Here is a 10395-nt window from a genome sequence, read left to right as displayed (position 1 = left end):
GAGCCAGGTCGGCTACTAGGCCGCCTCGCGGTGGACGTTGATCTCGGGCGCCCCGTTAACCACGCTGGCCGAACGCAGGCATTGCGCAGTGGGCATCCCGGCATGGATGCCGGGATAGCCGCGCTGGGCCATGGATGGCCCTTCGCGGCGGCCCACGGAGCAATGCCGGAGTGAGGGCATGCCGAGCCTAGGCGAGGCACCGAGTGGTGGGGCATGAAGCGTTTTGCTTACTTTTGACTGGGCCGGCTTCCGGGCTTCTCAAAAGTGAGTCGCCGTCAGGGCGAAACCCTAAGCAGCCGTTACCGCAGCAATGGATATGTACTCACTTAACAAAATCCAGGCCCAACAAAACCCTGGCCGGCTGTCAGGCCGCCATCGCGAGCAAGCTCGCTCCCACAATGGGACGGTGGCGAACACAAGACGCATGCACACCCACCGATCTACATATTCCCGAAGGCCCTGAACACACCGATCATGGCCGGACCAATGGCAACCAGGAAGAAGCTCGGCCACAGGCAGAAAATCAGCGGAAAGATCAGCTTGGTGCCAATCTTGGCCCCCATTTCTTCGGCAGCCTGGGTACGCCGGTCGCGAAACTCATCGGCGTAGATCCGCAGGGTATCGGCCACGCTAGTGCCGAAACGGATGCTCTGCGCCAGCAGGCTGACCAGACCCTGGATATCCTCCAGGCCGGTACGCACGGCCAGTTGCTTGAGGGCCTCGGTGCTGGTGATGCCCGCCCGGATCTGCGCATTGACCAGCGCCAGCTCCTCGGCCAGTTCAACCTGGCTGACCGACATCTCTTCAGCCACCCGCTCGATCGTCGTGGGCAGGGCCAGGCCCGACTCGACGCAAACCACCATCAGGTCCAGCGCATCCGGGAACGCGGCGCGCAGCCGGCCTTGCCGTGCCTCCTTGCGTTTGCCGACGTAGATCGCCGGCAGCAACCAGCCAATGCCCGCCACAAGGGTCACCGCCAGCAGGCCGATGGCCACTGAAACCTTGACCATCGGCAGCAGCAACAACGCAACGCCGACCATCAACAACGGCAACATCAGGCGCACCGCCCAATACATCTGCACCGCCGAGGCAGACCGGTAACCGGCATGGGTCAGCAAGGTCTGGGTCGCGGACGTGTGGGCCTGATCGGTCGAGGCAAAGCGCTGGCCAACCCGTTCCAGCAAGAGCTGCAGGTTACTGGGCGCCTCCTGCCCCACAGTGTTGCCAGCGTAACCGCGCTTGATCAGCGCCAAGCGCCGCTGCACCGGATCCTGCAAGCCCAACATCAAGAGCATGAGCGCGACGACCGCCAACACCGTGCTGACGCCGACCACTGTGACGAACAACAGGCGTGCCAGCTCTTCGTTGCCGGTAAACCGACTCAACAATCCGAGCAAAAAGTCCATGACTGAAACCTCTCGGCGCAACAGCGCTTATACCTGGATCCGGATGATCTTTCTTATCCAGAAAATCCCGATCAACATGGCGCAGAACGCGCCGATGATCAGCTTGTGCCCTATGGGGTCATTGATCAGTACCGGCATGTAGCTGGGGCTGGTGAGCACGATGGCGATCGCCAGCACGAACGGGATCGCCACCAGCACCCAGGCCGACATGCGCCCTTCCGCCGATAGCGTCCTGATCTTGCGCTGGAAACGAAACCGCCCACGAATCAAGCGACTCAGGCGCTCCAGCACTTCGGTCAGGTTGCCGCCGGTCTCACGGTGGATCAGGATCGAGGTCACCAGCATCATCACCGTCATGCTCGGCATGCGCTCCAGCAGGCCGAGCATGGCCCGGCGCACATCGTTGCCATAGTTGATATCGGAAAACGTCATGCCGAATTCCTGGGCGACCGGTCCTTTGTGCTCCTCGGCGACCAGGCGCAGGGTTTCGTTGAACGGATGCCCGGCGCGCAAGGCCCGGCACATGGCGTCCAGCGCATCCGGCAAACCTTCCTCGAACGCGGCGAAACGCTTGTTGCGGTCACGCAGGATTTTCAGCACCGGCACCCAGGTCAGCGCAAATGCCGCCAGCAGCGCCAGCCACCAGACGGGCGAGACCATCAGCACCAAGGCACCGGCCGCCGCCCCCAGGATCAGACCGAGCAGCATGACCCGATAAGCCCGGTATTCATGCCCGGCCTGCTCGATCAGTTGGGTCAGGTTGGCCATGAACGGCAGCTGTTCCAGGCGGGCTTCCAAGGGTGACAGGCGCGTCAGGTATTTCTGCCGCAACACGGTCTGCATGTTGGGCAAATGGTTGGCCTTCTCCAGCACATGCAGGCGCCCGCGAATGCGCTTGCGCATCTTGCCGGCTTCGCCGAACACCGGCACCACCACGCCCTGGGACAGCAGGAATACGGCGATGAACACCATGCCGAGGAAAATCAGGATGAATTCACTGGGGATATTGCTCATGACGTCCGGCCCTCCATCCACTCAGGGCGAAACAGGGTCAGTGGCAGTTCGATGCCGCGCTTGGCCAGCACATCGCGGAAGGCCGGGATCATGCCACTGGGCCGATACTCCCCAAGCACCTCGCCGTGCTCGCCGATGCCCTGGCGCACGAAGGAGAAAATTTCGGTCATGGTGATGATCTCTCCTTCCATCCCGTTGATCTCTTGCATGCTCACCACGCGTCGCTTGCCGTCTTCTTGACGCTCCAGTTGGATCACCACATCAATGGCCGAGGCAATTTGTTGACGCATGGCCTTGATCGGAAAAGTCGCCCCGGTCATCGACACCATGTTCTCGACTCGCCCCAGGGCATCCCGCGCGGTGTTGGCGTGAATGGTGGTCAGCGAACCATCGTGACCGGTGTTCATCGCCGTGAGCATGTCCATCGCCTCGGCGCCGCGCACCTCGCCAATGACAATGCGGTCCGGACGCATCCGCAGGCTGTTGCGTACCAATTCCCGCTGGCTCACCTCGCCGCGCCCCTCGATGTTCGACGGCCGGGTTTCCAGGCGTACCACGTGGGGTTGCTGCAGTTGCAACTCGGCCGAATCCTCGATGGTGACGATGCGTTCGTTATGGGGAATGAAACTGGACAGCACGTTGAGCATAGTGGTCTTGCCGCTGCCGGTCCCGCCGGAAATCAGCACGTTCAGGCGCCCGCGAACGATGGCCTTGAGCAGCAAGGCAATGGCCGGGGTCATGGTGCCGACCTGGATCAGGCTGTCGGTGTTGAGCAGGTCCACGGCGAAGCGCCGGATCGACATGCTCGGACCGTCGATGGCCAGCGGTGGAATGATCGCGTTGACCCGCGAACCGTCCTTGAGCCGGGCGTCCACCAAGGGCGAGGACTCGTCGATACGTCGCCCCAGGCTGGAAACGATGCGGTCGATGATGTTCAGTAAATGCTGGTCGTCGCGAAAACGCACGTCGGTGCGTTGCAACTTGCCGAAGCGCTCGACGTAGACCGAGGCAAACCCGTTGACCAGGATGTCGGACACGCTATGGTCGGCCAACAGCGGTTCCAGCGGCCCGAGGCCAAGCACTTCATCGGTGATCTGCTTGATGATCAGTTGCCGGCTGACGGTACTCACCGGCGCCGAATGCTCCTCGAGCAGGCGCTGGCAGATATCGCGTATCTGCCGCGTGGCCTCGACTTGTTCCAAGGCATCGAGCAACGACAGGTCCATGACCTTGAGCAGTTGCTGGTAGATCTTTTCCCGCCACTCGGCCTCCACCGGCGTGACCTGGCTGCGGGTTTCGTAAAGCACGTCGGGGATGGCCTGCTCCCAGGCCATTAACGCGTCTGTCGGGTCAGGCAGGCCGTCGCCGGGCTGGGCGCCCACTGAAGCGCCAGGTTTGGCGGGCTGTTTGCGCAAGCGGTTACGAAAGTCGCTGATCATGGGTCATCCCCCGAAAAAACGGTTGAAGGCACGTTTAAGCAGGCCCTTGTCTGTGGCCATCTGGTGACCGACCAGGTCTTCGGTCAAATCGCGCAGGGCGGCGGTGATTGCCGCCTTCGGCGCATGCAGCCCCAACGGCACGCCAGTGTTCTGACTCTGGCTGACCAGGTTGAAGTCATTGGGCAATTTCGACAGGTTCGTGCAACGCAGGGCCTCGCCGATATCCTTGAGACTGACAGCAGCGTTTTTGTCATAGCGGTTGATCACGATCTGCAATTGATCCCCGCGCACGCCCAAGTCTTCGCGCAGGATCCGCACCAGGGCGCTGGCATCGCGCAGGTGGCTGACGCTCTGTTGCACCACCACGTACACCCGGTCCACCTGTTCCAGCACCGAACCGGTGAGGTGATCGATCTGCCGCGGCAGGTCCACCACCACCCACTCATAACTGGCGCGGGCCAGTTGCAACAGGGCGTCAAGCTGTTCCGGTTGGGCGTCCTGGGGCAGGCACAATTCGCCAGCCCGGCCACCCAGTACGTGCAGGGTCGGGCTGAAGTGGCTGCAAAAACCCCGCAGCGCGACGCTGTCCATGTCATCGATCTGCTGCAGTACTTCCAGATGGCTGTGGGACTGCGCCACGTCCAGGTAATGGGTCACGCTGCCAAATTGCAGGTCCATGTCCAGCAGCAAGGTATTGCCTGCCCGGGCGCTGAGCTGCTGGGCCAGGTTGCAGGCCACCAGGGTTCCGCCGGAGCCTCCCTTGGCGCTGATCACGGCGACCAGCTTGCCCTCGTTGCCGTTGCCGAGGCGGACTTCCGTCACCAGGCGATTCAGCGCCGCTACCAATTCGGTATCGGCGATGGGTTCAGGCAGCACATCCCGGGCGCCGGCCTGCATCGCCAGGCGCATGCCCTCCTGCTCACCCAAGGGACCACATACCAGCATCGGCGGACGTTCATGGGCCGGACGTTGCAGCAACGCCGACAGTTCTTCGCGCCACAGGTGGCTGACGCGTAGCAGCAGCAGATCGGGCATGCGGTCCAGGCCGTAGAGCGGGTCGACATGGCCGTTGCTGACCAGGCGCGTGTTCACCTCAAGGCCAGGCATGCGCTGGCAGACGCATTGCAGGTCGCGCAGCGACGTGGCATCGCGACTGCTGATCAGTATCCGCAGCCCGGCTCTGCCAGTCGCGGTCGAAAGCGGAGTTTCCTTGGTGTTCAGCATGGTGTGATCTCCCCGGAATCGGAATGACGCCCAAGGCTTTCGCGTGGCAAGGTTGCCCTGAACGTGGGCAAGGTGATGGGCACGCCTAAGCCGGGAATGAACAGGTTGAAAACGAAGTTCTGCACGCTCAACTGGACGTAGCGGATGGCACGAAACCCTGTGGCGCCGGACGTGTCGGCGGGGTTCGCCACCACGGCGCCATTGACGTCCAGATAAGTCAGCGCCAGGTTCGTGGTCGCCAGGCTGCTGATCAGTTGACTGGTACCGGCGTCCGTCGCGGCGTTGAAGATGGCCCGGCGCAACACCACCGGGTCGCTGATATTGCACACCGCCGCCAGACGCGCACCGCGCCGTGCGGCTTCATCCAGGGCGTTGACGGTGAAATACAACCGACCCATTTCCAGCACCCCGAACAGCAGGGTGAACACCAGCAGGCCAACGAAAGCGAACTCCACGACGTACGTGCCGCGCATGTGCTTATTGTTCATCAGAGCGCCCTCATGACGGTGGTCGCCACCAACTGGATGCCCAGCGGAATGGCGTTGCCAAAAAACCCGGGGATCGACCCATTGCAACTGCCCGCACCAATCACCGGGCAGAAGGTGTAGGTGATGGTGACGCGCACATGATCGATACCCACGGCGGCGACCTGCACGTTAGCCGTGGTCAACCCGGACACCACGGCGGTTCCAGTAGCGCTGGGCACGCCATACACCGCGACGTTTTTCGTCTGGGTCTGGAGCGTGCTGCCCAAGGCGACGGCGCCGAGGGTGGAGTTCCACGCCTGGCTGGCGACGAAGCGGTCGGCATCGCGACTGGCCTGCAACAGCACGTTGTACTGGTAGAGCATGCGACCGAACTCGCCGAAGGCCAGCAGCAACAGCAGCAGCAATGGCAGCACCAGGGTGAACTCCACCAGCGCCACGCCTTGCTGGGCCTGCGCTGGCTTGAATCGGGCAAGTCTCATGACGCCTCCTACGAGTCGGTGCTCGGCGTGCCGCTGCCGTTGAGATAGGTTTTGTAGAGCTGGATGATCTGCGGGCCGGCATCGCTGGACGGCGTGGGGCCGGGGACGTTATCGCCCTCGCACTCCTTGACGAACTGGCCAAAAACCAGGGAGTCCGAGCCCCCGCCATCCACCGGCTGCACGACGAAATAGCAGCCGAACCCCAGGACCGGAATCGAGGTGGAACCGCCCTGCTTGCCGGTGCAATTGCCAATCACGATCTTCAGCATCCGACGTTCGAAAACCCCGTTGCTTTGGCAGCCGCTCGCCCCTCCCGCTACACAGGCGGCAACCTTGGTCCGCCAATCGTTGTAGTCCTGTATCGCCTCGCCGCCCGCCGAGAGATCGCCGTTGCTCGAAGTGACGGCTTTGCCTTTGTATTGCGCCTGGGAGAGCGCATCGTTGTAGGTCATCGCCGGGGTGCTCGACGTAGTGACCAGGTCCGGTGGGTAGTCCGAAGAACTGACCGGACCGTTGTAGATACCGAAGCGCGTGTTCATGCCTTGGGACGTTGGGCCGGCTTTATTACCTGGTGCAGTCTGGACGTTGTCGCCGACACTGCGGCAAACCGAGCCACCGCCGGCAAGATCCTCCCGGACTGCACTGCCGCCTGAGCCGAAATCCAGCAGTTGGAAATTCCCCGGGCCGATGGGCGACGAGTTCCCCGCCGCCGTTTTCAAGACTTCCAGGTCGCCAAATTGATACCCCCAGAAGTTGCCGGCGGCCGGGTTGTATTGAGTGGCATCGCCGCAGACCATCAACGGCGCCAGGTCACACGGAGAGGTCGGACTGGGACCCGCAGTGGCAATCGCCGCCACGCGCTTGTTGCCCAAGCCGGCGCTGCCCATCGTTTGCACGAAACTCCAGAAGAACCCGCTCAACTGATAGCTGGACACCGACACCCGTACGTATTTGGCATCGGTAGGCCCTGGGTAGGAGAACGGGCCGTAGACGCTGCTGGACAACTCCACCACGGCAAACGCACCCGGGTTGCCGGCGACGGCGGTTGCCAGCTCGGTGTTGCCGGCGGCGTTGGCATTTCTGTTGAGCGTGTCCAGGGCCGCCGCGCGGGTGGTGCTGGCCATGTTGATGCCGCCACTCACCTGGCTCAGGGTCTTGGCGCCGCCCAAGGCCGCGGCATCCACCGCATTTTGCAGGCGCGTCTTGTTCAGCAGCATGTGCCCGCCATCCAGGGCCAAGGCCGCCATCATGGAAATCGCCACCAGGGCGATCACCATCAGTACACTCACCGCCCCTCCCTGGCGCCGGATATTGGCATTCATCATCGAGCCCTCATACAACGTTTGAGGATCGGCATCGCCACGGCCCGTAACGGCCTGGCATGGAGGCGTCACTCAGCGAACATTGATCACGCTGCTTTCAACCCCGCGGATCAACGTGATCGCCCCGCCTTGCGGCTTGGCACTGCGCAGCACCACAGGTTTTGGCACTGGGGCCGCCGCCATCGCCATGACCGGCGCAGGGGCTGGCGGCGCAACGGCCACGGCCTTCTTCTCCAGGTTCAATGGGTTGCGCAAGGCCAATTGCAGCTTGCCTTCGGTCTGCGCGGTGACCAGCAATTCCGCTTCGGTGGCGGACATTTCCAGCGTCACGGCCCGCACCACTACGGGTTGGGTCTTGTCCGTGCCTGCGGTCTGGTCCACGGCCAGTACCCGCAGGTTTTCCAGGAGAGTCCGGGATGTCGCACTGTTGCTGCCGGCACTGGTGGTCTTGGTCGCCAAGACATCGACCCGGTTGCCCGGCAAGAGGAAGCCACCCACGCCGACCACATCATCCACACGCACCGATATGGCCCGTTTGTCCGGTGCGATCAGCGAAGCCAGGGTGCTGCCGCCCAAGTGCTCGCTCAGACGCGCACCCCGCACGATGTCGCCGCGCAGGATGTCGAAGGTGGCGATCTTGCCCACGGCCTGTTCGCTGGAATCGAAGGCGTCGTCCGGGATCGTGTCCATGGGCATGCGCACGGTCGTGACTTGCTGGGCCTCGACCATTTGCCCGAAGGGGATTTCCACCGTGGCGACCACCACGCTTCGCAAGTGATCGTCGGGGGTCGCGTTGAGTCGCGCGCTCAGCCAGGAGTCAGCCATCCATGCGGCACCAAGGCCCATTACCAGGGAAATGCCTATCAGCGGAAGCGTACGAGAGCTCATGTCGGTATCTCCAGATCAAAGGAAGTCGAGCTGAACGAAATAGTTGTGCCAGGCCCATTCCAGCTCTTGCGGCGACAGGGGCCCGGAACCGCCCAGGTAACGCTGGCGGTCGAGCGCCATGTTCAACAGGTCACGGGGATGGCAAGGCACCAGCGGCATGCCTTCGGCTGCATACAACCGCTGCAGGACATAGCGCACCAGCAGCGGGTCATAGGGGATGCCCAAGCGTTCGCACTCCTGGCGCCAGATCTGTTCGTATTCCTCGGGCTTGAGGTAGCCGAACTGCACCTTGTAGCCAATGCGCCGCAGGAAGGCCTCGTCGGCCAATTCGAGGGGATTGAGGTTGGTGGAAAACACCAGCACCAGGTCGAACGGCAATTCGCAATGCCGGCCGCCGCCCAGGTTGATGAAGTCGCGCTTCTCCTCCATGGGCACGATCCAGCGATTGAGCAATTCGGCCGGGGCCATGCGCTGGCGGCCCATGTCATCGATGATGAACAGGCCATTGCTGGCCTTGAGCTGCAACGCCGCCTGGTATTGCCGGGTGAACGGGTCGTAGCGCACGTCCAGCTGTTCCATGTTCAGCTCGCCGCCGGTGATGACGATCGGGCGTTTGCAGCACAGCAGCCGGCGGTCGATGCCTTCGTTGAGCATCAGGTTGTTCGATTGGCCGTTGTCATCCAGGCGCTGGTGCACCTGCGGGTCGTAGATCTCGATCACCGACTCGTTGATGACGATGGCATGGGGCACCCAGATCGCCTCGGCGAACAGCCGGATCAATCGGCTGCTGACATAGGTTTTGCCCGTGCCCGCCGGGCCGTAGATCATGATCGCCCGCCCGGAATTCAGGGCGACGCCCAACTGATCGAGCATGCCTTGGCTCAACACCATGCCGGCCAGCGCCTGGTGCATGTCCTTGGCGGTGATGCGGCCATGGTGAATGGTCTGGATCTTGATCAGCGAGCGATAGGTGCTCACCGGGAACGGCGCCGCGCCGATGTAGCCGCTACGGGCCAGGGCGTCACGCGCCGAACTGCGGCCGCGCTCGGTCAGGCCATAACGCAGCGTCTGCCCGCCTGATTGCCCCAACTGGCCCAGTACTTCGACGCGACCGTCCTTGCGCAGGAACGCCAGGACTTCTTCCAGTACCGCGCCGGTCAGGGCCAGGCGCTCCACCAGCCGCGACATGTCCAGCACACCGGCATCGTGCAGGTGCTTGCACACCAACTCACCCAGGAAGCTGTCGGTCAGGCCGGTGTCGCGAATGGTGCAAGGTTGTGGCGCCAGGCGTTGGACCGCTTCCCGTTCGCTGGGGTAGGCATCGCTATCGTTGATGACATGCATGACTAGACTCCCCAGCCGCCGGCAACCAGTTGCCAGTAAACGCTGTTCAAAGTACCGATCAGGATCGCAATCGAATAAGGAAAGGGTTTGCCGGCCACTTCATCCGACGTAGGCGCCAGATACGCCTGCGCACGGACGCTCAACCAGTAGCGCTGCAGGGTCTGGAGCAGTTGGCCGCGGGCCAGGACGATCAGGAAACCGCATACACCGCCGGCGATCAGGCTGAACAGCGCCGCCCACAGTGCGTAATGAAAGGGCAGGAAGCTGCCGACCATGGTCATCAGCTTGACGTCACCGGCGGCCATGCCACCGACCGCGTACATGGGCAGGAACAGCGCGAAACAGATCAGCATGCCCAAGAGGCTGTCGCCGAGCCCGCCAATCCCGTCTGTATAAATCTGGCTGGCCAATCCCAAGGCCAGGCCCAACAGCACCAGCGTGTTGGGGATGCGGTGGCGAAGCAGATCGCTCACCACCGCCACACCCAGTAGTCCTAGCAGCAATACCGTCGACATCAGCAATTCCATGGACATGATGCGTCTCCATAGTGCGGTTGGAGTTAGCAGGCAGAGCCTTTTACCGCGGCGCAGAGCGCAGTGATCCGATCATTCACCGCACCACCCAGCAGAACGAACATCGCGGCAACCGCCACCGTAATCAGCCCACCGGCCACGGCATATTCCACAATGGTCAGGCCGTCTTCATCGTCGATAAACTTAACTATCGAAGTTCTGAGTCTTTGAACTTTCATGTCATTTACCTCACTTCAACGGTCATAAAACCGGCAGATA

12 protein-coding genes are annotated in these 10395 nt (G+C 62.5%); all 12 read right to left on the bottom strand.

Annotation, left to right across the window (positions count from 1 at the left end; translation table 11 throughout):
- Positions 1-15 precede the first annotated feature (15 nt).
- A complete protein-coding gene (locus AB4Z20_RS18395) occupies positions 16-180 on the bottom strand; it encodes a hypothetical protein (protein WP_163006746.1) in 165 nt (54 codons plus the stop codon).
- A gap of 260 nt (positions 181-440) precedes the next feature.
- Entirely contained in the window at positions 441-1406 is a 966-nt protein-coding gene (locus AB4Z20_RS18390; RefSeq protein ID WP_214509696.1) for a type II secretion system F family protein, read from the bottom strand.
- A 27-nt stretch (positions 1407-1433) separates the two neighbouring features.
- Positions 1434-2420, bottom strand: a complete 987-nt coding sequence (locus AB4Z20_RS18385) for a type II secretion system F family protein (RefSeq protein WP_253476895.1) — start codon at positions 2418-2420, stop codon at positions 1434-1436.
- On the bottom strand, positions 2417-3859 hold the full coding sequence (locus AB4Z20_RS18380) for a CpaF family protein (protein WP_214509694.1): 1443 nt from the start codon (positions 3857-3859) through the stop codon (positions 2417-2419). Before AB4Z20_RS18380 ends, AB4Z20_RS18385 begins: the two co-directional genes overlap by 4 nt.
- 3 nt (positions 3860-3862) lie before the next feature.
- The gene (locus AB4Z20_RS18375) at positions 3863-5083 is read right to left on the bottom strand and encodes an AAA family ATPase (protein WP_253476898.1); all 1221 of its coding nucleotides are present in this window, start codon (positions 5081-5083) and stop codon (positions 3863-3865) included.
- Positions 5077-5571 carry a TadE/TadG family type IV pilus assembly protein gene (locus tag AB4Z20_RS18370; RefSeq protein ID WP_253476901.1) on the bottom strand — a complete coding sequence of 165 codons (495 nt, stop codon included), beginning with the start codon at positions 5569-5571 and terminating at the stop codon, positions 5077-5079. The genes AB4Z20_RS18375 and AB4Z20_RS18370 overlap by 7 nt, the downstream gene beginning before the upstream one ends.
- The gene (locus AB4Z20_RS18365; RefSeq protein WP_253476903.1) at positions 5571-6050 is read right to left on the bottom strand and encodes a TadE/TadG family type IV pilus assembly protein; all 480 of its coding nucleotides are present in this window, start codon (positions 6048-6050) and stop codon (positions 5571-5573) included. The genes AB4Z20_RS18370 and AB4Z20_RS18365 overlap by 1 nt, the downstream gene beginning before the upstream one ends.
- An 8-nt stretch (positions 6051-6058) precedes the next feature.
- Positions 6059-7375, bottom strand: coding sequence for a TadE/TadG family type IV pilus assembly protein (locus AB4Z20_RS18360; protein WP_442090354.1), 1317 nt, complete (start codon positions 7373-7375; stop codon positions 6059-6061).
- Between the two features lie 69 nt (positions 7376-7444).
- A complete protein-coding gene (gene cpaB / locus AB4Z20_RS18355) occupies positions 7445-8260 on the bottom strand; it encodes a Flp pilus assembly protein CpaB (protein ID WP_253476909.1) in 816 nt (271 codons plus the stop codon).
- Between the two features lie 15 nt (positions 8261-8275).
- On the bottom strand, positions 8276-9604 hold the full coding sequence (locus tag AB4Z20_RS18350) for an AAA family ATPase (protein WP_320389273.1): 1329 nt from the start codon (positions 9602-9604) through the stop codon (positions 8276-8278).
- 2 nt (positions 9605-9606) lie between these two features.
- Positions 9607-10137: an A24 family peptidase gene (locus AB4Z20_RS18345; protein ID WP_253476914.1), complete on the bottom strand. Its 531-nt coding sequence runs from the start codon at positions 10135-10137 to the stop codon at positions 9607-9609.
- Positions 10138-10163: 26 nt separating this feature from the next.
- On the bottom strand, positions 10164-10355 hold the full coding sequence (locus tag AB4Z20_RS18340; protein WP_003204340.1) for a Flp family type IVb pilin: 192 nt from the start codon (positions 10353-10355) through the stop codon (positions 10164-10166).
- Positions 10356-10395 lie beyond the last annotated feature (40 nt).

The sequence above is a fragment of the Pseudomonas sp. KB_12 genome, from assembly GCF_052114545.1.
Classification (GTDB): Bacteria; Pseudomonadota; Gammaproteobacteria; order Pseudomonadales; family Pseudomonadaceae; genus Aquipseudomonas; species Aquipseudomonas brassicacearum.
The sequence above is the reverse complement of the archived record's forward strand: the minus strand, read 5'-3'. Positions and strand labels throughout refer to the sequence as shown.